This window comes from Clostridioides sp. LIBA-6822 (assembly GCF_056688955.1).
In genome coordinates this window covers 3,413,420-3,437,380 of sequence record NZ_CP196995.1, presented here as the reverse complement: position 1 = coordinate 3,437,380, position 23,961 = coordinate 3,413,420, and the positions used below count along the sequence as shown (strand labels likewise).

Genomic DNA, 23,961 nt, shown 5'->3' with positions numbered 1-23,961 from the left:
TTATATGGAGGTTACTGCATGAGAAAAGTAGATTTGATAATTAAAAACGCTTATCTAGTTTCAATGAATACTGAGAGGGAAATATTAAATGATGCTTGTATAATAATTGAAAATAGCAAGATAATTGATATAGGAAAAGCCAATTTATTAGAAAAATATATTTCAGAAAAAACTATAGATGCTAAAGGTAAAGTGGTTTTTCCTGGATTCATAAGCACTCATTCTCATCTATTTCAGACTTTGTTAAAGGGATTAGGAAGAGATAAATTATTGCTAGACTGGCTTGATAGTTCTGTTAGAAGAGCTATCCATAAGATAGATGAAGAGTGTTGCTATTATGCAGCATTAACAGGGTGTATAGAAGCAATTAAAACAGGTACAACTACTATACTCGATTATATGTATTGTCATGGAAAAGAAGGGCTTGATGATAGTATAATACGAGCATTTGAAGACTTAGGAATAAGAGGGATACTTGGCAGAGGATTTACAGATACAAGTAAATTTCCTGAGGAATTTGGTTGTACTTATCATGATACAGAGCAAAAATTCTTTGATGATGTCAGAAGATTAGATAAAAAATATAAAAACCATTCAAGAATTAGTATGGCATTGGCACCTGGGATTATATGGGATAACACAGAAGATGGCTATAAAGAGATAAGAAAGATAGCTGATGAACTTAATATACCAATAACAATGCATTTACTTGAAACTGAAGATGATGATAAATATTGTTTAGATGATAGAGGTATGAGAACTGTACCATATCTTGAAAAAATGGGGATTTTAGGTCCTGATTTTATTGCAGTTCATTGTATACACATGTCAGATGAAGACATAGAGTTATTTAAAAAGTATGATGTTAAAATATCTCATAACCCTGTATCTAATATGGTTCTAGCAGCAGGAGTGGCACCAATTCCAAGGTTTATAGAAGAGGGATTAACTATAAGTTTGGCATGCGATGGTTCAGCTAGTAATGATACTCAAAATATGCTAGAAGTAATGAAGATGACTACATTATTACAAAAGGTTACTCATAGAGATGCAAAACTTTTACCTTCATCAAGTGTACTTGAAATGGCAACGTTGGGGGGAGCAAAATCTATAAATAAATTAGATTCACTAGGTTCAATAGAGGTAGGAAAAAACGCCGATATTGTAATTTATAACCCATATAAAAGTTCAATTTCTATACCAATTCACGACCCAATTAGTTCACTAATATATTCATCTACTCCAAATAATATAGAAACTTCTATTATAGATGGAAAAGTGGTTATGGAGAATAATCAGATAACAACTATAGATGAAGAAAAGGTATTATATAAAACTCAACAAATAGCAAGTAAATTAATAGCTGATGTTGGTCTAGGTAATGTACAGTGGGGAAAAAGAATTTATAGATTGTAAAACAATTAAGAGAGGATGGTAAGAGTATGAATAATCTTGAATTTTTCAGTATACCAAGAGGTAATTTAAAAATAGATGTATTAAATAGAAATGAAAAGATATTAAGTACAATAAAGTCAAATTCTAAAGAAGATGTATGTGTACCAGATGTTGTAGAGTATTATACAGAATTATTTTTTCCTCAGGCAAGTGAAAAAAGACCATACATATTTTCATCTATGGTGTTATCTTCAGATGGAAAGATGGCCTATGAAGATAATAAGGCAGGACCTTTAATTGGGAAAAATAATTTTATAGACCCAGATGGTGCCCTAGCAGATTTTTGGGTTTTAAATGTATTAAGAGCTTGTTCAGATGCTGTGATTATTGGAGCCAGAACTCTTCAAAATGAACCTGGAATAACATGTCATGTATATGATGAAGGTCTGACACAACAAAGAAAAGATTGTTTAAATAAAAAATATCAACCATGTGGGGTAGTAGTTTCTTTTGATGCTACAGATATTCCATTTAATCACTATACATTTAAGGTTGATAAAAGCCAAGAATACAAAATGGTTATAGCTACATCTCCAAACGGATGGGAGTATATAAAAGAAAACTCTCCTTTAAAACATGTATGTATAGGAAATTTTAGTTCAATTAAGGATGTTGATGATTATATATTTGAAGAATTATATAAAGATTTTGATGTTTTTCCTGTAATTGTCACTGGAAAAGATAGTACGCCAGATTCTGAGGTATTGCTTTATGTTCTTAAAAATTTAGGGATAGAAAAAGTGTGTGTAGAATCTCCTTCATATTGTACGCACTTAATAGAGAGTAAGTTACTCGATGAATATTTTATAAATTATTCGATGGTATTTGTAGGTGGAAGTATGACTCCAGGTTGTACAATACCTTATAGCCATTTAGAACATCCACATTCAGAATTATTGACAATAGGAATTCATAAAAATAATTTTATATTTACACGTCAAAAACTTCATTATGATATTAAAAATCAAATAGATTTAACAGCGTATAAATATTGATAACAAAATTTTGTGTATAGTGGATTAATATTTATGACTTAAAAGGAGGAATAGTGAAGATGAACACTGATTTAATAGTAATTGGTGGTGGACCAGGAGGATATGTTGCAGCAATTAGAGGAGCTCAACTTGGATTAAATGTTGTAATTATAGAAAAAAATGAACTTGGAGGTACTTGCTTAAATACAGGTTGTATTCCTACAAAGACATTATTTAAGGATGCACAAGTTTTAAATTATTTTAATCATGCTGAAGAATACGGTATAAAAGTTGACAAATATGAACTGGACTTAGAAAAAGTACAATCAAGAAAGAAAAAGGTAGTAAAAACTTTAACTAGTGGTGTAAAAGGACTATTAAAGGCTAATAAAGTAGTAATAGAAAAAGGTGAAGCAAAACTAATAAGTAGAGATTCTGTAGAAGTAAATTTGGATGATGGGTCTAAGAAAATAATTAAAGGTAGAAATATTTTAATTGCATCTGGCTCAAAATCTTCTAAGCCACCAATAAAAGGAGCTAATTTAGAAGGCGTAATAACGAGTAAAGAAGCCTTAGAAATGAATAATTTGCCTAAGAAAATTGTAATTGTTGGAGGAGGAGTTATAGGAATTGAGTTTGCAGGAATCTTAAACGAATTTGGTTCAGATGTGACTATTGTTGAATTTTTGGATACTATAATTCCTATGGTTGATAAAGAGGTATCTTCTAGATTAAGCAAATTACTAAATAAAAGAGGAATTAAAATAATGGTTTCATCGAAAGTAGAAGAAATATATAAGAATGGCGAAGGATTAGTTGCAGAGATAAGTAAGAATGGAGAAAAAACAAAACTAGCCTGTGACAACATACTTATATCCACAGGAAGGGAACTTGATGTAGAGGGATTAAATCTAGATGGTATAGGAGTAACATATGATAAAAAAGGGATAAAAGTTGATGAAAATTATTGTACGTCTATACCAGGAATATATGCAATTGGTGATGTGATTGGAGGGGTAATGCTTGCACATGTAGCATCTGAAGAAGGCAAAGTTGCTGTTGAACAAATAGTAGGAGAAAAAACGAGTGTAGATTATAATTTAGTGCCAAATTCAATTTTTACTTTTCCAGAAGTATCTACAGTTGGATTATCTGAGGAAGAAGTTAAGGATAAAAACTTAGATTATGTTGTCAGTAAGTTTCAGTTTTCTGGGAATGGAAAGGCACTTACAATGAATGATTCAGAAGGCATGGTTAAGATAATTGCCTCAAAGGATAAAACTACAATATATGGTGTTCATATTATAGGACCTAATGCTAGCGATTTAATACATGAGGCTGTGGTTGCAATGAAAGCTATGTTGACAGTTGAAGAAGTTGCAAGTATTATGCATGGACATCCAACTTTATCAGAAGCTTTTTTAGAAGCATCTATGGGAATATTAGATAAATCAATACATATGCCACCTGTCAGAAAATGATATTGTAATAAATAAATGTAAGAATAAGAAGTGGTTATATATAGGTGGATTAAATTGAAAATAGTGGTATAGAAAAAGTAGTCAAATATTAAAGAAGGGAGTATATAATATGAAATTAAAAGTATTTGAAAAACCTTTGTTTGTTGAAGAACTAACTTTCAGGATAAATACCAACTTAATAGAAAAGTACTTACAGTTAGATTATGAGATTTGGGTTAAAGGTCTGGAATTATTAGAGGGATTTGCTGGTTCTGAGATATGGATTAGTAAAAGTAATCCAGGAGAAATAACATCAATAATATATTGGACTGATTATAAGTACTATAAAAATATTGATAAAAACTGGCTCTATGATAGAAAGAGAAAAATGTCTGAATTGATGGGTGAGGGAAATTTAGAATTTATAAAGGCAGAGCATGAGGTCAATAAAAGATATAAACTTAGAGAATACAAGGAATAAAATTGAGTGTCACTAAAAACTATACATAGATAATATTGTGGTCAAAATAAGCATCATTCAAGTTGAAAATTAACTATATTAAGGTGTGTATAGCTCAAAATTGATTGTTAATAAATTCATGGTCGTAAAGAAAATAAAATTTATGGGAGGATTTATTTATGAAAGAGCACGATACATCAAAATTTCATCTAGAGGGAAGACCACCTTTAAAGGAAGCATTACCTTTAGGGTTACAGCATTTTGTTTCAATGATTGCAGGTAATATGGTTCCAGCTATGCTTATATCAAATATAGTAGGACTTGATAAACAGATGTCAACTATGCTTATGCAAGGAGCTATGTTGGTAGCTGGAATAGCAACTTTACTACAATTATATTCAATACCATTATTTAAAGGTTATAGGTTGGGTTCAAAGCTTCCTGTAATAATGGGTACAAATTATGTATTTTTAGGAGCATGTCTTTCAGTAGCTGGTAAATATGGACTTAAAGCTCTTTTTGGGGCGCAAATTGGTGGAGCAATAGTAGTATTCTTTATAGCTTTTGGAATTAAAAAGATAAGACATTTATTTACTCCAATTATAGCAGGTACAATGATTGCCTGTATGGGTATTAGCCTATTTCCAACTGCTGTAAAAAATTTAGCTGGAGGAGAAGGTTCAGCGACATTTGGAGAACCTATAAACTTCATGATTGGGCTTATGGTCGTTATAGCTATAATTTTGCTTATGAAATTTGGTAAGGGATTGGTTCAAGATGCCGCAATTTTAATAGGTATAATATTTGGTTATATAGTATCACTTGTATTTGGATTGGTTGATTTTTCAGCAGTTCAAGGGACTCCTATATTTTCATTTCCAAAAACATTAGCTTTTGGTCTAGAATTTAGACTTGATTTAATATTGATGTTTGCCATACTGTTTATGGTAGCTATAGCTGATATGATGGGAGCTGCAACAATTGCTACTATGGGAGCTATGAATAGAGAGGTTACAGATAAAGAGTTAGAATCTGCTACAATGGGAAATGCATTAACATCTATAATATCATCTATATTTAGTTCAATACCAACTGGAGTATTTGGTCAAAATGCTGCAATTGTAGCTATAAACAAGGTTACTAGTAGATTTGTATTGGCAATTACAGGTGTTGTATTAATTCTGGTTGGATTTTCGCCATTATTGGGAGCAATAATAACAACTATACCTTCATGTATAATAGGAGGCGTTACTTTAATCGTATTTTCATCAATTGCTATGGCTGGTTATGATATGATAAGTCAATCAGGATTTACATCAGATAATAATCTTATAGCTGGAGTATCAATTACTTTAAGTATAGGTATAACTTCTGTTCCTCAGACATTGGAAAAGTTTCCAGAGCTTATTAGAACTTTAGTTGGAAACTCTTGTATAGTATCAGTATTTATCGTAGCAATGATAATTAAGTATATATTATCAATAAAATCGAATAAGTCTAATGATATAAAAATAGAGGCTTAAATTAAAATTTATAGGAGGTATAATCATGGCTAAAATATTGGGAATATGTGGGAGTCCAAGAAAGGGAGCAACTGAATATGCAATACTACAAGCACTGGAAGAAGCTAAAAAGATACCAGGGATAGAAGTTGATTTTTGGACTGTAAGAGGGAAAAATATAGCCCCATGTATACATTGCGATGCTTGTATGAGAAAAGCAGAAAAATGTACAATACAAGATGATATGGGAGAATTAGAAAAAAAATTACTAGAAGCAGATGGATTTATAATAGGTTCTCCTGTTTATGATATGGGTATAACTGCTCAATTGACTGCTGTATTAAATAGATTGAGACATATGTATTTGGTACATGGGTGTAATTTACAAAACAAGGTAGGTGCTGCCATAACTACTGGAGGGACTAGATATGGTGGTCAAGAAATGGCTAGGTTGCCAATTATAAATTTCTTTTTAATGCATGAGGTGTTGGTAACAGGAGGTCTTATTGGGGGATATACTGGTGCTAGTATTTGGAGTAAGGACGCAAAGGAACAAGGTGCAAAAGAAGATGAGGTAGGTATGAATACTATAAAAAGACTTGGTAGAGGGATAGCTGAAGCTGTTAAGGTATCTAAATATGGACTTGAAAAATGGAATACAGAAAAAGATGAACTAGGAATATTAAGTGAAGATGAAAAGAGTCCAGTAAAAGACCACTAGAATTTATTTGCTGATATATATTTAAATAACCCCTTTTAATGTTTATTAGATAGACTATCATAAATATTAAAAGGGGTTATTTGGTATATAAAAATTATTTGTAATAAAGTAAGATATATTAATAAATATGATAGAATATATATTATAAATTAAATTTTAGAAATATAAGGGGGGGAACTTTGAGTTCTTATAGATTTCTTATATTATAAGAACCAATACTTTATGCGGGATTTATTAAATGTAACACTTATAGCAGTACTTGTTTTGATAAATGCTTTTTTTGTAGCTTGTGAATTTGCTATGGTAAAGCTTCGTAGTTCTAGAATAGATACTATGATAGCTGAAGGCAATAATAATGCAATAAGATGTAAAACAATAAAAGATAATTTAAATTCCTATCTTTCTGCATGTCAACTTGGGATAACACTCTGTTCACTTGCATTAGGTTGGATGGGAGAATCTACAGTTAAAGAGTTAATTTTACCAATAATAAGTATCTTTAATCTTAGTGAAAGTATTATATATACTATATCAATTTCTATTTCATTTTTAATTATAACGATGGTAGAAGTTGTAATAGGAGAATTAGTTCCTAAAGCTTTAGCACTTTATAATACAGAAAAAATAATGCTAAGTACATCTTTTTTATTAATAGGGTTTTACAAGTTAACTTATCCAGTAATATATTTTTTCAACCTAAGTACTGATTTATTTCTTAAACCCTTTGGATATTCACAAGGTGATGAGGTTGATGAACCACATACAGGTGATGAAATAAGATTATTAGTAGAAGAAAGTTATAAAAGTGGGCTTATAGATGAATCAGAGCAAAGATTGGTTGATAATATTTTCGAATTTGAGGAAAAGAAAATTAGAGAGATAATGGTGCCTAGAACTGATATGGTATGTATATATGAAAGTGATTCAGAAGAAAAGATATTATCGACTTTAAACGAAGAAGGTGTTACAAGATACCCAGTATGTAGAAAAAATAAAGATGATATATTAGGTTTTGTACATATAAGAGATTTATATAATCAAAAGATAAATGAAAATAAAATTGAACTAGAACAGATGTTGAGGGATATTATATATATATCTGAAAACTTAACTATAGATAAAGCTCTTGAAAGAATAAGAAAAGAGAAGCTTCAACTTGCTATAGTCGTGGATGAATACGGTGGTACATCTGGCGTGGTTACAATAGAAGATATACTAGAAGAAATAGTTGGAGAAATCCAAGATGAATTTGATAAAGAAGAGACTCATATTAAGAAAATAGGAGCAGATTCTTATTTAGTTGATGGAACTGAGTCGATTAACTATATTAATAAGTATTTTGGGCTTGATATAGAACATGATGGGTTTGACAGTATAGGTGGATGGATATCTTATATGCTTGGTTCAAATATTAAAGTAAATCAAAGTGTGACTTTTGAAAATTATAATTTCACCATATTAGAATTAGATAAATTGAGGGTTGTAAAATTAATCATAAAAAGTGTAATATAATTATATCAAAAAATATTGGAGGAATTGTATGCAAAAAGTAGAAGGAATTATTTTTGATATGGATGGAGTCTTGTTTGATTCAGAGAGAATATCTCTTGAATTTTGGATAGAGACATTTGAAAAGTATGGATATACTATGACTAAAGAAATATACACATCAGTTATGGGAAGAAATCGTAAGGGGATAATAGAAGGTCTTACGAATATATACGATAGCTCTGTGCCAATAATAGATTTATATGATGAAAAAACTAAAAACATGATTGAATTTATGGATAGAGAAGGGGCTCCTATTAAATTAGGAGTAAATGAATTAATCTCTTTTTTAAAGGAAAGTGGATATAAAATGGCTGTGGCTACATCTACAAAGAGAGAAAGAGCAGTAAAGAGATTAGCCAAAGCAAATTTAAAAGATTACTTTGATGCTATAGTCTGTGGTGACGACGTTATAAACTCTAAACCAAATCCAGAGATATTCTTAAAAGCAGCTAAAAAGATAAATGTAAATCCCCAAAATTGTATTGTTATAGAGGATTCCCCTATGGGAGTGGAAGCTGCATATAATGGTGGCATAAGGTGTATAAATGTACCAGATTTAAAAGAACCAGATGAACAGATTAAAGCACAATCACATAAGATACTTGAAAATTTACTAGAAGTTAGAGAATATCTAAAAAGTTTAAATTCTAAAACATGTAATAACCTATAATATAAAATGTTAAATTAAACAAATTAAATATAATTTCTTTGATTTAGAATAAATCCATGAATATGAGAAAAAATAATTATAAACAACTAGGAGGAATATTCATGGATAATGTAAGCTCTCTATTATATTTTTTATTTAATTTTTTCTTGTATGGTTTTATAGGTTGGATAATTGAAAACTTATACAGTTATTATACACAAGGTCATTTTCAAGAGGATGGATTTTTAAACGGTCCATTTAAGCCAATGTATGCAATTGCAATGTCGATTATAGTAGAGGTCTCAAGATTTATTGACCCTAATAATATATTTGCATTGCTTTTGTTATGTTTACTGGTACCAACAACCGTAGAATATATTACAGGTATACTTATGAAAATATATTTTAATAAGGTATATTGGGATTACTCTGATTACAAGTACAATAGTAGAGGAATAGTATGTCTAAAGTTTTCTATGTACTGGACTATATTGACTTTTATTGGAGTAAGATATTTTCAAGTATATATAGTTGATAACTTGTATCGACTTATAATGCCTTATTGGCCAATTCTTGTAACTGTACTATTGATAGCACTGTTTATAGATGAAATTTTTACTATAAAACTATTGAGAGGAAATAGAGATATAGTAGAAAGATAACTTTAAAAAGTATAGGTTAAACTTAGATTGTAGTAGAAAGAAAGCTATGTTAAAATGATGAAATCATTTAAAATTAGCTTTCTTTTTTATTTGATGAATTTATTTGAGAATATTATAATAGGTTATAAAGTTTTCTACTTAAATCAAAATAAATCATATAAAATAGGGAGTGATTGATAATGAGTAAAGTAAGATTTGGTATTATTGGTACAAGTAATATAGCAAAAACATTTCTAAGAGCTGCTTCTAGAATTAAAGAATTTGAATTGGTTGCTGTATATTCAAGGGACTTAGAAAAAGCTAAGGAATTTGGAGAGTCACATGGAGCAAGTATTTTTTTTGATGATTTAAAAAAAATGGCTAAATCAAACGATATAGATGCTATATATATAGCTTCTCCAAATGCTATACATTCAAAACAAGCTCTTACTTGTTTAAAATACAAAAAACATGTACTTTGTGAAAAATCATTAGCATCTAATTTAAAAGAAGTAAAACTAATGATAGAAACAGCTAGAGATAATAATGTACTTCTTATGGAAGCTATGAGGATTACATGTGTTCCAAACTTTAAGTCAGTTAAAGAAAACTTGTATAAAATAGGAAAGATAAGACGATACTTTGGAAGTTATTGTCAGTATTCTTCAAGATATGATAAATATAAGAATGGAATTATAGAAAATGCTTTTAAAAAAGAATTATCGAATGGTGCATTAATGGATATAGGGGTGTATTGTATACATCCTATGGTAAATTTATTTGGAGCTCCAAAGTCAGTGAAGGCAACTTCTCATATACTTCAAACTGGAGTTGATGGAGAAGGTTCAGCTGTATTTCAATATGACGATATGGATGCAATAATTCAATATTCAAAAATAGCTGATTCTTATATACCATCTGAGATACAAGGAGAAGAAGGTAGCATAATAATTGAAAAACTGAATCTATTTGAAAAAGCTATTATAAAGTATAGAGATGGAAGAGAAGAAGATATATCTATTTTAAAAGAAAAAGAAGAGGAAAAACCTAGAGAAATAGAAGGAATGTATTATGAACTTGTGGAGTTTATAAGTCTTATAAATAACAATAAAATAGAGTCTAATATAAACTCTCATGAAAACTCAATAATTGTAATGGAACTTATGGATGAGATAAGAAGACAATGTAATATTGTTTATCCAGCTGATAGTATGTAATTTATATTGTAAAGTATTGATAATATATAAAAGTGTGAGGAGATGTATATGTATAATATAAAGTGGGCTGTATTGGGACCTGGGACTATTGCTTCAGAGTTTGCACAAGCTATGAATGAGTTAAATTGTAGCGTGTATTCAGTTGCTTCAAGAAGTATTGAAAGAGCTGAGAACTTTGCAAACAAGTTTGGTATAGAAAAAGTGTATGATGATTATGATAAAATGTTAAAGAATGAGGAAATAGATGTAGTGTATATATCTACTCCACATTGTAACCATTATGAATATATAATGAAAAGCTTAGAAAATGGAAAACATGTTTTTTGTGAAAAGGCTATAACAGTAAATGGAAGTCAACTAAAAGAGATTGTAACTTTAGCTAATGAAAAGAACTTAATAGTAGCTGAGGCAATGACTATTTATTATATGCCTTTATATAAAAAATTAAAAGATATAATAGAATCTGGAACTTTGGGAAAAATTAAAATGATACAAGTATCTTTCGGAAGTTGTAAAGAGTATGATGTTAATAATAGATTTTTTAGCCAAGACTTAGCTGGAGGAGCATTACTCGATATTGGTACATATGCACTTTCATTTACTAGATACTTTATGTCAACTCAACCAAGTGAGATTTTAACAACTGTTAAAAACTTTGAAACAGGTGTAGATGAACAATCTGGAATAATTTTAAAAAATTCTAACGATGAGATGGCTGTAATATCATTAACTATGAGAGCTAAGATGCCTAAAAGAGGTATTGTTGCAGGTGAATTAGGATTTATAGCTGTAGAAAATTTTCCAAGAGCATCAAAAGCTACAATAACTTATACAGATGATGGAAGAATTGAAAATATAGAATGTGGATATACAGAAAAAGCTCTAAAGTATGAAATTGAATATATTAATAATTGTATCTTAAATAAAGTAAAAGCTGATACTATAGAATTGTCTGTAGATGTTATGGATTTAATGGATGAGATAAGAAATCAATGGGGATTAAAGTATACTTTTGAATAAATTTAATTTTAGATTAAGTTAAAATGTATACATAATTAAGTATTAAAATGTCAGATTATAAGTATAAAAAAGTACTAAAAGGAAACTCTCTTTTAGTACTTTTTTTCTATTTTTTTTACAATTTTGTAACAGTATCAAAAAAAGTTTTGACGATTTTATTACAATTTTGTAGTTGAATATATACAACAAAACTAATATGATTAATAATAACATAAATTTGAATATTTTTAGAGGAGAGAAAATATGAGAAAATTGATATACTTTATTACTCCGTTTATAATAGGCGTAGTATTTTTATTTGGGCTAGACAAATTTCTTGATTCTAAAACTGATGAACTTTTGAGGGAGAAAAATCTAATTCCAATTATGGATGATACTTTAAGTGATATAAAGGATAAAGGAGTTACAGCAAATAATCATTTTTTAAGAGAAAAAGATATTATGATTTTGGGGTCATCAGAACTTGGTAATTCAACAAAACAACATCCGAAGTACTATTTTAACACGGATAGAAGTAAAGATAAGGTATTTGCAATTGGGAGAGCCTATACTCAGACATTACAAGATGCTGCAATATTAGGAAGTATGAATCCTAATGTTGACAATAAGAAAGTTGTCTTGTTAATTTCTATGCAATGGTTTATGGAGAAGGATGGAGTAACGAGCCATCATTATCAGTCTAGATTTTCACCAATACAATTTTATAGATTTTTAGATAATCCAAAAATATCTAAAGAAAATAAGATTGAATATGCAAAAAAATCAAGTAAACTATTATGGGGTAGTGAAGAGTATAAAGCAGAAGCATTATATGCGAAGCTATATGAGCCTAGGAACTTGTCAGAAAAAGCTGAGAAGGTGATTTTAGAGCCTTATTTCCAAGGAAGAAAGTATTGTATAGCTCTTAAAGAAAAAGGGATACTTTATAAAAAATTAATTAGGCTAGATGAAAGAAGAAAAGGAAAAAGAAAAGGATCAATAAATTGGTCACATGAGAGAAAGAAAGCTATTGAAGATGCTAAAAAAAGAGTTGGTAAAAATCCACTAAATATTGATAAATATTATTATCAAATGCATTTTAAGGATGGTATAGAACAATTTAAAGGAAGAGATAAAGACGTAGATTTGTTAACTTCTAAGGAGTTTGAAAGCTATAAACTTATGCTAAATGTCTGTACTGACTTAGATATTAAGCCAGTTGTTGTACTAATCCCAAGTATGGGTAAATTCTATGATTTGACTGGGATATCTGAAAAAGAAAGAGACCAATACTATGATAAAGCACAAAAAATAGCAGAAAGTAAAGGTTTTGAAGTTCTAAATCTTAAAGATAAAGGGTCAGATAAATATTATTTAAGAGATGTAATGCATCTTGGTACGAAAGGATGGGTAGATGTCTGTGAGAGATTATTTAAAATATTTAAAGAGCAATAAGGAACTGGTAACTAGTATTTGTTTAACTATGGTTATAATATTGGCGATAGGAGTACTAACATTTACTCCATTTAAAGAATTGCCATTTATTTATAACGGATTTTAAAGGAGAATTTTTATATGAAAATTATTGAAGGAATAAGAAAATATTCAAATACAGATAGAATAGCACTAATGTGTAATGGAAATAAACTTTCTTATAAAGATTTAAATCAGTATTCAGATGCTATATCAGTATTTCTAAAAGATGTATACAAAGAAGAAGATACTCCAATAGTGATTTATGGAAATAAAGAAAATATGATAATGGCATGTATGATAGGAGCTTTAAAATCAGGTAGAGCATATGTACCTCTTGACATTAGTTTTCCAATAGATAGAGTTTTTGAAGTTACTAAAGAGATAAAACCAAAGGTATTATTTAATTTTAGTGATGAAAAAGATTTTGGAGATATCAATGTAATTGATATGGACAAACTAAATAACATAATAAATGAATATCAAGGAAAATCATTACATAAAGAAAACTGGGTAAAAGATGATGAAAATGCATATATACTGTTTACCTCAGGAAGTACAGGAAAACCAAAAGGGGTTCAAATAAGTTCAAACAATTTAGATAGCTTTTCGGATTGGATAAGCCCATATCTAAATATAGATGGAAGTGAAAAAGTAATAATGAATCAAGCAGCATATTCTTTTGACCTTTCAGTTACAACAATATATCCTGGTCTTATTCATGGAGCAACCTTATTTTCAATATCAAAAGATGTATTAGCAGACTATAAAGAACTATTTAGACAGTTTAGTATGTCAGATATAGCTGTATGGGTGTCAACTCCGTCTTTTGCAGGTGTATGTGTAACAGAAAAAGAATTTAATAGTAAGATGCTTCCTAAACTTGAATCAATGATATTCATAGGAGAAGCACTTTCAAAAAATCTTACTAAGGAACTTATGAGTAGATTTCCAAATACAAGAGTCATCAATGGATATGGACCAACTGAAGCTACTGTTGGTGTGAGTGTAAATGATATGACTCAGGAAGCCATAGAGGATGAAAAAAGTCTTCCAGTTGGATATCCTATGCCAAACTGCAAAATAAAAATAATTGATGAGGATGGAAATGAGCTTGAAGAAAATGAAAAAGGTGAGATTATAATAATTGGGCCATCAGTTTCTAAAGGTTATTTTAATAATAAAGAAAAAACTGACGAAGTATTCTTCTATGATGAAATAGATGGTGTAAAATGGAGAGCTTATAAAACTGGAGATATGGGATATCTTCTAGATGGAAACATATACTATTGTGGAAGAAAAGACTTCCAAATAAAATTAAATGGATTTAGAATTGAAATAGAAGATATAGAGAATAACTTAAGAAAAGTACATAATGTAAAAAATGCAGTAGTTTTACCAATATATAAGGATGAAAAAATTGCTTACTTAAAAGGTATTGTTGAGTTAAATGAAAAGAATGATTTAAGTAATATTAAAAATGGGATGGTAATAAAAAAGGAACTTGGAAAATATATACCTTCATATATGATTCCAAGAAATATTTCAATAATCTCTAAGTTTCCAACAAATATCAATGGTAAAATAGACAGAAAGAAACTTATGGAGGAAATTTAATGATTTTTTCACAGTATGGAGATTATTTTTATCTTTATATATTATTATTAACATCAATACCAGCAGTGATTTTAGGTCTAATGGGTAAGAATATAAAGTATTATGGTATGTTGGCAAGTTTATTCATGGTATTCTTAATTATAGGAATGGATGTCCAACTAAAATACCTAGTGATATTTATTATTTTTGAAGTGATAATAGTTAAAGGATATGAATATGTAAGAAGAAAAACTAAAAATAAATACATATATTGGGGCTTCTTGTTTGCATCAATGCTCCCAATAATAATCAACAAAATATCTCCAGTTACTTCTTTTGGGATAATTGGATTTATTGGAATATCATACTTAAATTTCAGAACTATACAAATGGTTATTGAGATTTATGATGGAGCTATAAAAGAAGTTAAAATTTCAAAAATGCTTTATTTTATGCTATTTTTTCCAACATTAAGTTCTGGTCCTATTGATAGGTCAAGACGTTTTGAGAAAGATTTGGAAAAACAAATATCTAGAAAAGAGTATCTAGAAGAATACTTGCTGCCTGGAATAAAAAATATTGTTATGGGTGTAGGTTATAAGTTTGTTATAGCATTTTTGATAAATACATATTGGGTATCAAGAATACCTAAAGATATGAGTTTTATAAATATTTTAAGCTATATGTATGCATACAGCTTATACTTATTCTTCGACTTTGCAGGTTATAGTCTATTTGCTATAGGGGCAGGATACATATTTGGAATACAAGTACCTATAAACTTTGACAAGCCATTCATCAGTAAAGATATGAAGGAATTCTGGACAAGATGGCATATAAGTCTTTCAAGATGGTTTGGAGATTATATTTTTTCAAGATTCGTTATGTCATCAATGAGAAAGAAAAGGTTTAAGAAAAGGACTACTGCTGCTCATGTAGCTCAGATGATAACCATGATAACTATGGGATTTTGGCATGGGCTAACTTGGTATTACGTTGCATATGGAGTATATCAAGGACTAGCGCTTGTTTTAACTGATATATATCAGAGAAAATCTAAATTTTATAAAAAACATAAAAAAGAAAAATGGTTCGAGAGAGTTCAAATTTTCATTACATTCCATATTGTATGTTTTGGATTACTGATATTCTCAGGTTATTTAGCTTAATTTTAAGGAGGCAAATTTATGCAAGAAACAGTTATAGAAATATTTGAAGATGTATTAGGAACTGATGAGATAAGAGAAGATTTAGACCTTAACTTATTTGAGACAGAGCTTTTAGACTCATTAGCTATAATTGAGGTTTTACTTGAAATTGAAAATAGACTAGGTATAGAACTTCAACCAACTGATTTAGAGAGAAAAGATATGTCTACTGTAAATAATTTAGTAAAATTCTTGGAGACAAGAAAATAAATTAATAGTTAAGTTTTAAATATTATTTTATAAAATAAAGTTTTACCAAGTCCATCTGATATTAATATTTGATGGACTTTTTTTATTATAATATACATTCTTTTAAATTGAACTTTAATTGAGTGAAAATGTTTATCATGGAATAATAATTTTGTAAAGGTAGGTATTATTGTAATATTATAGGAGCAAAATATACATATTTAGGAGGAAAGTCAATGTCTTTAAATTCAATAGATAGAAAGAAAGAAATACTTAAATTATTAGATTCAAAAGGTAAAGTAAATACAAAAGAGTTAGTAAAAAAACTAGAGGTATCATCAGAAACAATAAGAAGGTATTTGGAAGAATTAGAAAATGAAAATAAATTAAATAAGGTTTATGGTGGTGCTGTAAAAATAAATTATGGAGTAATTGAACCAGCGCATATAAAGAGAAATAGTACTAATTTAGATAAAAAACAGATTATTGCTAAATATGCAGCTAAATTCGTGAATGATAATGAATCAATTGTCATAGATGAAGGTACTACTAATTTACAAATTGTGGATTACATAGTATCCGTAAAAAATCTAAAAGTTATTACAAATTCTTATCCTGTACTATCAAAGTTGATTTCTTATGAAAATCAAGGTTTATTTGATGGGGAAGTTATATTTATTGGGGGAAAAGTAAATTTAAAGCATCAAAGAACAGCATGTCCAATGTCAATAGATACTATGAAAAACTTATATGTAGATAAAGCTTTTATATCTAGTGAAGGTATACTTGATAGCTTTGGGATTAGTAGTATAGACCAAAATAAAGCACTGTTATCAAAAGAATATATAAAAAATTCAAAAGAGAGTTTTGTACTGTGCGATAGTTCTAAAATTGGAATTGTAAGTATGTATAAGATAGCAGATTTAGAAGAATTGGATTTTGTAATTTGTGATATAGAACCTCCAAATGAATGGAGAGATAAATTAAATGAAATAAACATAACATGGATAGAAGCAAAATAAATACAATAAAATTATAAAATGTAACTGACTCATAGATTTATATGAAAAAGGAAATTTCAACTTATAATTTGGAGTTTTGTGAAGTTTTTATATAGAATAGTAAAAACAAGTATAACCAACTAAAACCAACTAAAAACAGAAATTTAATATACATTTAACCTAAATATGATGTATAATTAACATGTAAAAGTTATACTTTAAAAGTAAAAACAATTAAAAACACAAAAATTCTAAAAAAAATCTATGGGGGCTATAAATATGAAAAAGATATATGGAGAAAAAATAAAGGCAGTAGTATTTGATTGGGCTGGAACAACAGTTGATTATGGATGTTTTGCACCTCTTAATGTATTCATAGAGATATTTAAAAGAAGAGGTATAGATGTAACAATGGAAGAAGCAAGAAAGCCTATGGGAAAATTAAAGATAGACCATATAAGAGAAATGTGTGAAATGGATAGAATAAAAAAACTTTGGTCAGAAAAGTTTGGTAAAGTACCAACTGAAGAAGATGTGAATGAGCTTTATGCTGAATTTGAGCCAATGTTATTTGAAACATTAGAAGAATATACAACTCCAATTCCTCATGTTGTTGAAACTGTTGAGAAATTAAGAAAGAATGGATTAAAAATAGGTTCTACGACAGGTTATACAAGAGAGATGATGAATATAGTTGAACCAAACGCAGCAAAAAAAGGGTACTCACCAGATTTTCTTGTAACACCATCAGAAGTATCTCAAGGAAGACCATATCCTTGGATGTGCTATAAAAATGCTGAAGCTCTAGGAGTATCACCTATGAGTTCTATGGTAAAAGTAGGAGATACAATAAGTGATGTAAAAGAAGGCGTAAATGCAGGAATGTGGAGTGTTGCTGTAATAAAAGGTTCAAGTGAATTAGGACTTACACAAGAAGAAGTAGATAACATGGATAAAGAAGAGTTAAAAGTTAAGATGGATGCAGTTTCAAAGAAATTTAAAGAAGCAGGTGCACATTTTGTAATAGAAACTATGGCTCAATTAGAAGATGTTTTAGTAAAAATAGAAAGTGAAACTATTAAGTCAGACTTTGTACCAGAAAATGATTACATATTGCTTACACCAGGGCCACTATCTACTACTAAATCAGTAAGGGCGTCTATGTTAAAAGACTGGTGTACTTGGGATGTTGAATATAATGACTTAGTACAAGATGTCAGAAGAAGATTAGTATCTCTAGGAACAAAAAATACAGATAAGTACACAAGTGTATTAATGCAAGGAAGTGGGACTTTCTCAGTGGAAGCTACAATAGGAAGTACCATTCCAGAAGATGGTAAACTTCTTGTAATTGCAAATGGAGCATACGGAAAGAGAATGAAAGATATATGTAATTATTTAAATATAGAATTTATTGATTGTACATTTAAAGATGTAGAAGCAGTTGATTTAAATGTAGTAGAAAATTTATTGAAGGAAAATAAAGATATAACACATATATCAATGGTTCACTGTGAAACTACTACAGGTAGATTAAATCCTATACAAGAAGTAGGAAAACTTGCAAAAGAATATAATAAGATTTATATAGTTGATGCTATGAGTAGTTTTGGAGGAATTGAGATTGATGTTGAAGATTTTAATATAGATTTTCTAGTTAGTAGCTCTAATAAGTGTATACAAGGAGTACCTGGATTTGGTTTTATAATAGCTAATAAAGAAGAATTATCTAAATGTAAAGGTATAGCTAAGTCATTGTCTCTTGATGTGTATGCACAATGGGATACTATGGAGAAGAATAATGGTAAATGGAGATTTACTTCACCTACACATGTTGTAAGAGCCTTTTATCAAGCATTATTGGAGTTAGAAGAAGAAGGTTCTGTTGAAAAAAGATACGCTAGATATAAAGAGAATCAGTTTACAATAGCATCAAGATTAAAATCTTTAGGTTTTGACACTTTAGTAAATGATGGTGCTCAATCACCTGTAATAACAACTTTTTTATATCCTAAAAATGCAAAATTTGAATTTATGGAATTTTATACTTATCTAAAAGAGAATGGATTTGTTATTTATCCAGGAAAATTGACTGATATAGATACATTTAGAATAGGTAGTATAGGAGAAGTTTATCCAACAGACATGGAGAGATTGGCTGATATAATCGAAAAATTCATCAATATGTAGAAGGTGACGGATTGTGAATTATTATAGAGTTTAGAGAATAATACTTTATAAGTTTATATAAAAAAATATATAAAGACTGAGTAATAGGGATATATTTTACTTAAACCACAAATCTAAGCGACTTAGATTTATAGTTTGAATATAATATTTCCCTATTATTTTTTTGATTATTTATATAAATTGAAATAGATATTAAATGAGGATTGTTTTATTGAGTATAATTATTATACTTGACAACGTAACAATGTTTTGTTATATTAAATTTAAGGATAAAATATGTTAATGAAAGGATATCATTATGAATGAAGGATTAAATTCACTAGACTTTAATGGAGTTGGAAAGTGTAAAGGTGGAATTTTTGATAATGTTAATGTAACAGGAACAGGAAAGATAGAAGGAAATGTAAAATGTAGTAAATTTGATTCTTCTGGTTCAGCAAAAGTGTTTGGAACAACAGAATGTAATGAATTTTTTACATCAGGTTTAAGTAAAGTGGAAGGAAATATATTGGCTTCAAAAGTGGATATATCTGGACTTCTTAAATGCACAGGAAATATTAATTCTATTGAAATAGATACTGGTGGAATTATTAATGTTGAGGGAAATATAAAGTCGGATATTATTCATGGAAAAGGATATTTAAAGGCCAATGAGAATATAGATTGTGAAAACATCAATTTAAGTGGAATTTTAAATTGTAACGGATTTTTAAACTGTGAAGAAATTAATATTAGTTTGAATGGAATTTCTAATTTTAATGAAGTTGGAGCAAGTAGGATAAATATAAAAAAAGGTCATGGAGACTATTGTAAAAAGTTTCATATATTGGAAAAAAAGTCCATAAATTTTGAAAAAGTATCTTCAAATTTAATAGGTTTAGGTCTATTATCAATTAGAACATATACAGAAAGTAAATTATTTGCAAATATTATAGAAGCAGATGAAATAAGCTTAGAAAATAGTGAAATCAAAGTTGTGAGAGGTAAAAATATTAAAGTAGGTAAGGGCTGTTATATAGAAAGTCTAGAGTACAGTGAAAGTATAGAGATTGATGAAGATTCAATAGTTGCTGAAATAAAGAATATAAATGAGACAGTAAACTTAAAGAAAGATAAGTAATAAATGGTTTTAAAAATAAAATTTAAAATGAGGTAATAGTATGGAAAAAGGGTCTATAAAAATACTTGGAGAAGGCTTTGTAAGCAGTGGGGAATATGAAAGCATAAAAATCATGGGAAGTGCTAAATCAAAAGGCAATGTTACAAGTGATGAAGTAAAAGTGTTTGGAGATGCAAAGTTTGAAGGTAATATAAATATAAAAAACTTTGTAGTAAATGGAAAGGCTGTTATAAGAGGTAATCTTAAAGCAGAACGTGTAAGAGTGAATGGTCAACTTAGTATAGATGGAGATGCAGAGGTAGATGACTTGGTTATAACTGCTCAACAGAAAGTTGATGGGAAACTGAAATGTAATAATGTTACAATAAAAGGACAATTAAGTGTAAATGAAAATATGTATGCACAAGATATAAAAATATATGGTGAAATGAGAAATAAAGCAAATATAGAATGTGAAGATATAAAGGTATATGGAGCTATAAAATGTGATGGCCTTTTAAATGGAGAAAATATATATGTTTACTCAGGAGGAGGTTCTTACTGTAAGGAGATAGGAGCAACCAATATACAAATAGGAAGAAGTAAAAATGCTTTTCAATTAATCAAAATTATTAATATTTTTTCTGGAAAATTTAAATGTGATTTGATAGAGGGAGATACTATTGAATTAGAGGATGCATCAATAAAAGATATACGTGGAAAAAATATATCTTTAGTAGATAATTGTGATGTTGGAAATATTGAATACAGTGATAATTTATCAATTTCAGATAATTCTACTGTAAAAAACAGTATAAAGGTGGGCTAGAGAAGTTATGGAAGAATTAATATCTAAGAAAGATTTACTGAGTAAAACTAATATATCTTATGGGCAATTATATAGATGGAAAAGAAAAAATATTATACCAGAAGAATGGTTTATAAAAAAATCAGCTTTTACAGGTCAAGAAACGTTCTTTCCAAGAGATAAAATACTAGAGAGAATAGAACTAATATTATCTATGAAAGAAGAGACTTCTCTTGATGATATTGCAAATATGTTTATGAAAAAAGATACTAATAAAGAGTTCGATATTGATTTTATTCTCAGTAAAGAAGTTATATGTAATTATACAAAGGAAATATTTCAAAACTTATATAAAAAAGAGCAGAGTATAGGTAAAAAAGAACTACTTATATTGAATATAATAGAGAAATTCTTAGTTAAATCTACAATAACTTTTGAAGAATTAAAACTGATAGTGAACATAATAGAAGAAAACTTTACAGCAATATATAATGAAAATGGTAAGATTTATTTATTTAGAAAGTTTGGAGTTCCATTTGTAGTAGGATGTTTAGATTACAAAAAGATAAGATTTGAAAAAGATGTAGTTAAAATTATTGAAGTCGATTTGATGAAAGAAATAAATGATATTAGTATAAGATTGTCATAGTAGATTATCCTATCTAAATTAGCTAAGATAAATTTAGACGAAGTTATAGTTTTAAAGGAATAATAAAATGAACCATAATGTATTACTATAAATTATATTCAAAGGATATTTTATATCTATAGTAATCTTTATGGTTCATTTTACTGTTATGAAGGTAATATAGTACTTATAAACATATTTAAGTAAAATCAAACCTATACTTTTTGATTATTTCTTTAGAAGTTCTTATATGCCAGTATAGTTTGTATTTATGTGCCTTACGGTATTTTTATGCTAATTTAGAAACTGAGGATTTAAAGGTGGTTTAAAGTTTACTTATAATATTTGCTGTAAAGCCATTATCTGCTCTAGTCGTTTATTACCCTCTGGATATGCTTTTTTAATCGCGTTTATAAGCCATTCCAGACTTTCTTTTGATAGTAAAGGAGAAGTAAATTCAAAATCAAGACTGTTTTTTTCTCTATGATAATCGGATTCAAGATATGCTGGATTTGCAATAAGAAACAGTATTACTTCTGGAGCTAAAAATGGTATATTATTACGATATAATATTGCCTTATCAAGTTCTCTCGATATGTTTTTTTCTTTATCACAAATAAATTCTCCGTTTTTTCTTGTATTAAAGATAATATCAATAAAATCAAAATTTGTTTGTTCTTTATCTAAAATTTCAAAACTGAAAATATCATCTTCATAGGGTGTGGGTTCTATTTTGAAAAATGAACAGTTCGGCTTTATTGCCCACACATAAAAACAATTTAAAGCTCTTTCATCGTTAGAGTTAGTAATTTTTCTTAGACAATTCTCTGAATGTAGATGTTCATAAATATCCCAGCCTTTACCAAGTATGTAGTCAATGATATGTTTTCTATCTTCAGAAAATAACGTTATATCTACATCTGAATGAGTACGCGTTTTTATATTTGTAAATAATTCTATTGCATACCCACCACAAAAAGCATAAGTCAAGTTGCAGTCCTTCATAAATTCATAACATTCAGTTATAAGACGTTCCATAATTCTACCTCCAAATTCTAATAAATTGTTTTGTATATTTCTTATCAATATCTGTGTACAGATTATGAATAAAATTATATCATTTAATGCTATCCATCACAAGGAACTATCTTGTAGTTTTTGATTAAAAAATAGCTACGCACACTCGTGACTTTAGTCATGATTTAGTAGCTAAAATAGTCAGCATATAGGGAAACTTATATGTAGAGATAGGATAGAACCTATCCAATACTACTTGAATTGCTGGAAACCCCTAAAGCTAACCAAACTAAAACATAAGGATGAAATAAACCTAAGTGTGAAAGTTACGAAAGTAGAAAAAATTGGTTAGATGGTATAAGGTTAAACCCTAAGTACTTTAAAATGGGCAATCAGCAGGTAAACTCCGAATAGGAGAAACTTCAACGACTATTCCTCTTGAGGGAAGTACACTACAAGTTATTGGTAGTGGAAGTGGGTAGACCTTAACGGATAATGCCGAAGGATAAGATATAGTCTGTGCTTGCATGAAAGTGTAAGAAGTTCATAAGAGAACTGCATAGGTAGTAGCGAACTTATGTGAACGACAACCTCAAAAATGATAAAAGTTAAGATTTGCGTTTCTTACGTATGTTATTTAAAAATAAATATAAAAACCTTTAGAATACTTGTTTTAAGTAATTACATATGTTAATATTATGTTGGGTGATGAAAAATGGAAGTGACTCATGGTAGAGGGTATGTGTATTTAGTACAATACCATATAGTATGGTGTGTAAAATATAGACATCCAGTATTAACAAATGAAATTGAAGAAGATTTAATTAATATATTAAATAAAATAGCTAAAGATAATAAATTTCAAATATTAGAATGTAATAGTGATAAAGACCACATACATTTACTAATAAATTGTTCACCACAACACTATATACCAGATATGATAAAAGCATTAAAAGGTGTATCGGCAAGGTTGTTAATGAAAAAACATGGAGAACAGTTGAAAAAGAAATTATGGGGAGGACATCTTTGGAATCCTAGTTATTTCGTTGCTACTGTATCAGAAAATACAGAAGAACAGATAAGAAGATATATTAATAATCAGAAAAAGCAAGTAAAGTGA

At 28.8% G+C, this 23,961-nt stretch carries 22 protein-coding genes; 21 read left to right on the top strand and 1 reads right to left on the bottom strand.

The window, feature by feature from the left end:
* Positions 1 to 18: 18 nt before the first annotated feature.
* The 20 genes from ACTG48_RS16375 (at position 19) to ACTG48_RS16280 (ending at position 21,842) form a co-directional block, all read left to right on the top strand.
* A complete protein-coding gene (locus ACTG48_RS16375; RefSeq protein WP_021385836.1) occupies positions 19 to 1,416 on the top strand; it encodes an amidohydrolase family protein in 1,398 nt (465 codons plus the stop codon).
* Between the two features lie 26 nt (positions 1,417 to 1,442).
* Positions 1,443 to 2,450 carry a dihydrofolate reductase family protein gene (locus ACTG48_RS16370; protein WP_479917412.1) on the top strand — a complete coding sequence of 336 codons (1,008 nt, stop codon included), beginning with the start codon at positions 1,443 to 1,445 and terminating at the stop codon, positions 2,448 to 2,450.
* Positions 2,451 to 2,509: 59 nt separating this feature from the next.
* On the top strand, positions 2,510 to 3,910 hold the full coding sequence (lpdA, locus tag ACTG48_RS16365) for a dihydrolipoyl dehydrogenase (protein ID WP_479917411.1): 1,401 nt from the start codon (positions 2,510 to 2,512) through the stop codon (positions 3,908 to 3,910).
* A gap of 109 nt (positions 3,911 to 4,019) precedes the next feature.
* Complete coding sequence (locus ACTG48_RS16360) at positions 4,020 to 4,370, top strand: TIGR03792 family protein (RefSeq protein ID WP_479917410.1); 351 nt, start codon at positions 4,020 to 4,022, stop codon at positions 4,368 to 4,370.
* 158 nt (positions 4,371 to 4,528) lie between these two features.
* Positions 4,529 to 5,872: a uracil-xanthine permease family protein gene (locus tag ACTG48_RS16355; protein WP_479917409.1), complete on the top strand. Its 1,344-nt coding sequence runs from the start codon at positions 4,529 to 4,531 to the stop codon at positions 5,870 to 5,872.
* A 25-nt stretch (positions 5,873 to 5,897) separates the two neighbouring features.
* On the top strand, positions 5,898 to 6,572 hold the full coding sequence (locus ACTG48_RS16350; RefSeq protein WP_021385824.1) for a flavodoxin family protein: 675 nt from the start codon (positions 5,898 to 5,900) through the stop codon (positions 6,570 to 6,572).
* A gap of 222 nt (positions 6,573 to 6,794) precedes the next feature.
* Complete coding sequence (locus tag ACTG48_RS16345) at positions 6,795 to 8,084, top strand: hemolysin family protein (RefSeq protein ID WP_044213889.1); 1,290 nt, start codon at positions 6,795 to 6,797, stop codon at positions 8,082 to 8,084.
* A gap of 28 nt (positions 8,085 to 8,112) precedes the next feature.
* Positions 8,113 to 8,793, top strand: a complete 681-nt coding sequence (locus tag ACTG48_RS16340) for an HAD family hydrolase (RefSeq protein ID WP_021385882.1) — start codon at positions 8,113 to 8,115, stop codon at positions 8,791 to 8,793.
* A gap of 101 nt (positions 8,794 to 8,894) precedes the next feature.
* Positions 8,895 to 9,434 carry a putative ABC transporter permease gene (locus tag ACTG48_RS16335; RefSeq protein WP_021385871.1) on the top strand — a complete coding sequence of 180 codons (540 nt, stop codon included), beginning with the start codon at positions 8,895 to 8,897 and terminating at the stop codon, positions 9,432 to 9,434.
* Between the two features lie 179 nt (positions 9,435 to 9,613).
* The gene (locus tag ACTG48_RS16330; protein ID WP_021385901.1) at positions 9,614 to 10,630 is read left to right on the top strand and encodes a Gfo/Idh/MocA family protein; all 1,017 of its coding nucleotides are present in this window, start codon (positions 9,614 to 9,616) and stop codon (positions 10,628 to 10,630) included.
* 48 nt (positions 10,631 to 10,678) lie between these two features.
* Complete coding sequence (locus ACTG48_RS16325; protein WP_479917408.1) at positions 10,679 to 11,650, top strand: Gfo/Idh/MocA family protein; 972 nt, start codon at positions 10,679 to 10,681, stop codon at positions 11,648 to 11,650.
* Positions 11,651 to 11,893: 243 nt separating this feature from the next.
* A complete protein-coding gene (dltD, locus tag ACTG48_RS16320; RefSeq protein ID WP_479917407.1) occupies positions 11,894 to 13,084 on the top strand; it encodes a D-alanyl-lipoteichoic acid biosynthesis protein DltD in 1,191 nt (396 codons plus the stop codon).
* 120 nt (positions 13,085 to 13,204) lie between these two features.
* On the top strand, positions 13,205 to 14,719 hold the full coding sequence (locus ACTG48_RS16315) for a D-alanine--poly(phosphoribitol) ligase (RefSeq protein WP_479917406.1): 1,515 nt from the start codon (positions 13,205 to 13,207) through the stop codon (positions 14,717 to 14,719).
* On the top strand, positions 14,719 to 15,867 hold the full coding sequence (gene dltB, locus ACTG48_RS16310) for a D-alanyl-lipoteichoic acid biosynthesis protein DltB (protein ID WP_021385839.1): 1,149 nt from the start codon (positions 14,719 to 14,721) through the stop codon (positions 15,865 to 15,867). Before ACTG48_RS16315 ends, dltB begins: the two co-directional genes overlap by 1 nt.
* Positions 15,868 to 15,885: 18 nt before the next feature.
* Positions 15,886 to 16,116, top strand: coding sequence for a D-alanine--poly(phosphoribitol) ligase subunit DltC (gene dltC / locus ACTG48_RS16305; RefSeq protein ID WP_003422749.1), 231 nt, complete (start codon positions 15,886 to 15,888; stop codon positions 16,114 to 16,116).
* Between the two features lie 215 nt (positions 16,117 to 16,331).
* Positions 16,332 to 17,117: a DeoR/GlpR family DNA-binding transcription regulator gene (locus ACTG48_RS16300; protein WP_479917405.1), complete on the top strand. Its 786-nt coding sequence runs from the start codon at positions 16,332 to 16,334 to the stop codon at positions 17,115 to 17,117.
* 258 nt (positions 17,118 to 17,375) lie between these two features.
* The gene (gene phnW / locus ACTG48_RS16295) at positions 17,376 to 19,286 is read left to right on the top strand and encodes a 2-aminoethylphosphonate--pyruvate transaminase (RefSeq protein ID WP_479917404.1); all 1,911 of its coding nucleotides are present in this window, start codon (positions 17,376 to 17,378) and stop codon (positions 19,284 to 19,286) included.
* A 298-nt stretch (positions 19,287 to 19,584) separates the two neighbouring features.
* Positions 19,585 to 20,406, top strand: coding sequence for a hypothetical protein (locus tag ACTG48_RS16290; RefSeq protein WP_479917403.1), 822 nt, complete (start codon positions 19,585 to 19,587; stop codon positions 20,404 to 20,406).
* Positions 20,407 to 20,446: 40 nt separating this feature from the next.
* Complete coding sequence (locus ACTG48_RS16285; RefSeq protein ID WP_021385866.1) at positions 20,447 to 21,214, top strand: polymer-forming cytoskeletal protein; 768 nt, start codon at positions 20,447 to 20,449, stop codon at positions 21,212 to 21,214.
* Positions 21,215 to 21,221: 7 nt separating this feature from the next.
* The gene (locus ACTG48_RS16280; RefSeq protein WP_479917402.1) at positions 21,222 to 21,842 is read left to right on the top strand and encodes a YhbD family protein; all 621 of its coding nucleotides are present in this window, start codon (positions 21,222 to 21,224) and stop codon (positions 21,840 to 21,842) included.
* Between the two features lie 315 nt (positions 21,843 to 22,157).
* On the opposite strand, the gene ACTG48_RS16275 is transcribed toward ACTG48_RS16280, so the two are convergent.
* Complete coding sequence (locus ACTG48_RS16275; protein ID WP_021385821.1) at positions 22,158 to 22,859, bottom strand: hypothetical protein; 702 nt, start codon at positions 22,857 to 22,859, stop codon at positions 22,158 to 22,160.
* 694 nt (positions 22,860 to 23,553) lie between these two features.
* Here ACTG48_RS16275 and tnpA point away from each other — a divergent pair.
* A complete protein-coding gene (gene tnpA / locus ACTG48_RS16270; protein ID WP_479917401.1) occupies positions 23,554 to 23,961 on the top strand; it encodes an IS200/IS605 family transposase in 408 nt (135 codons plus the stop codon).

What these genes read in the sequence shown, in the direction of transcription:
- dltC (WP_003422749.1), top strand. Translation starts at nt 15,886, where the DNA reads ATGCAAGAAACAGTTATAGAAATATTTGAAGATGTATTAGGAACTGAT.
- ACTG48_RS16370 (WP_479917412.1), top strand. Translation starts at nt 1,443, where the DNA reads ATGAATAATCTTGAATTTTTCAGTATACCAAGAGGTAATTTAAAAATA.
- ACTG48_RS16315 (WP_479917406.1), top strand. Translation starts at nt 13,205, where the DNA reads ATGAAAATTATTGAAGGAATAAGAAAATATTCAAATACAGATAGAATA.
- ACTG48_RS16345 (WP_044213889.1), top strand. Translation starts at nt 6,795, where the DNA reads ATGCGGGATTTATTAAATGTAACACTTATAGCAGTACTTGTTTTGATA.
- ACTG48_RS16355 (WP_479917409.1), top strand. Translation starts at nt 4,529, where the DNA reads ATGAAAGAGCACGATACATCAAAATTTCATCTAGAGGGAAGACCACCT.
- ACTG48_RS16290 (WP_479917403.1), top strand. Translation starts at nt 19,585, where the DNA reads ATGAATGAAGGATTAAATTCACTAGACTTTAATGGAGTTGGAAAGTGT.
- ACTG48_RS16325 (WP_479917408.1), top strand. Translation starts at nt 10,679, where the DNA reads ATGTATAATATAAAGTGGGCTGTATTGGGACCTGGGACTATTGCTTCA.
- dltB (WP_021385839.1), top strand. Translation starts at nt 14,719, where the DNA reads ATGATTTTTTCACAGTATGGAGATTATTTTTATCTTTATATATTATTA.
- ACTG48_RS16275 (WP_021385821.1), bottom strand. Translation starts at nt 22,859, where the DNA reads ATGGAACGTCTTATAACTGAATGTTATGAATTTATGAAGGACTGCAAC.
- dltD (WP_479917407.1), top strand. Translation starts at nt 11,894, where the DNA reads ATGAGAAAATTGATATACTTTATTACTCCGTTTATAATAGGCGTAGTA.
- lpdA (WP_479917411.1), top strand. Translation starts at nt 2,510, where the DNA reads ATGAACACTGATTTAATAGTAATTGGTGGTGGACCAGGAGGATATGTT.
- ACTG48_RS16335 (WP_021385871.1), top strand. Translation starts at nt 8,895, where the DNA reads ATGGATAATGTAAGCTCTCTATTATATTTTTTATTTAATTTTTTCTTG.
- ACTG48_RS16280 (WP_479917402.1), top strand. Translation starts at nt 21,222, where the DNA reads ATGGAAGAATTAATATCTAAGAAAGATTTACTGAGTAAAACTAATATA.
- ACTG48_RS16350 (WP_021385824.1), top strand. Translation starts at nt 5,898, where the DNA reads ATGGCTAAAATATTGGGAATATGTGGGAGTCCAAGAAAGGGAGCAACT.
- ACTG48_RS16360 (WP_479917410.1), top strand. Translation starts at nt 4,020, where the DNA reads ATGAAATTAAAAGTATTTGAAAAACCTTTGTTTGTTGAAGAACTAACT.
- ACTG48_RS16330 (WP_021385901.1), top strand. Translation starts at nt 9,614, where the DNA reads ATGAGTAAAGTAAGATTTGGTATTATTGGTACAAGTAATATAGCAAAA.
- phnW (WP_479917404.1), top strand. Translation starts at nt 17,376, where the DNA reads ATGAAAAAGATATATGGAGAAAAAATAAAGGCAGTAGTATTTGATTGG.
- ACTG48_RS16375 (WP_021385836.1), top strand. Translation starts at nt 19, where the DNA reads ATGAGAAAAGTAGATTTGATAATTAAAAACGCTTATCTAGTTTCAATG.
- tnpA (WP_479917401.1), top strand. Translation starts at nt 23,554, where the DNA reads ATGGAAGTGACTCATGGTAGAGGGTATGTGTATTTAGTACAATACCAT.
- ACTG48_RS16340 (WP_021385882.1), top strand. Translation starts at nt 8,113, where the DNA reads ATGCAAAAAGTAGAAGGAATTATTTTTGATATGGATGGAGTCTTGTTT.
- ACTG48_RS16300 (WP_479917405.1), top strand. Translation starts at nt 16,332, where the DNA reads ATGTCTTTAAATTCAATAGATAGAAAGAAAGAAATACTTAAATTATTA.
- ACTG48_RS16285 (WP_021385866.1), top strand. Translation starts at nt 20,447, where the DNA reads ATGGAAAAAGGGTCTATAAAAATACTTGGAGAAGGCTTTGTAAGCAGT.